We start from the raw sequence: 423 nt of genomic DNA on the forward strand, positions 1-423 counted from the left end.
CGTAACGTTTGCATTGGTGGAGGGGGTTTTTCCGATCATTTGTCCATGATTAAGCGTGTATAATGGCGCTTTTACTTATAGAGAAAAAACCGTGGCCAAGCGCACTCCCATCATCGAAACCACCTCTTATGGCATCTACTCTCACTGGGATGCGAATTCGAAAGACCTTCCGAAGATCACTCAGTTTACCAATACAGTGACGGCTGAAGAGGGGGTAGAATTTGGTTTTATCGTCAACATCAAAAAAGCAAAAGGAACCCTGCTCAATTACTGCATCTATCATCCTGGAATCATCAATAAGAAGGGCAAGGTACTGGCGCCTTTTGATGGCGAGATCTATGTACGCAGTAATGATTGGAATTTCTATCTAGGGGATACGATTCAGCTGTTGCACCCTGTTGATGGCTTAGAGAGCAATCTAGG

Annotated in this window: 1 protein-coding gene; it reads left to right on the forward strand. The window is 44.4% G+C overall.

The annotated features are described in order from the left end of the window. Nucleotides 1-91: 91 nt before the first annotated feature. On the forward strand, nucleotides 92-423 hold a 332-nt coding region (locus tag AB4585_RS25125; RefSeq protein ID WP_372171478.1), incomplete at its 3' end, for a DUF3859 domain-containing protein.

The organism is Vibrio sp. 10N.222.49.C9, assembly GCF_041474985.1.
GTDB lineage: Bacteria > Pseudomonadota > Gammaproteobacteria > Enterobacterales > Vibrionaceae > Vibrio > Vibrio crassostreae_C.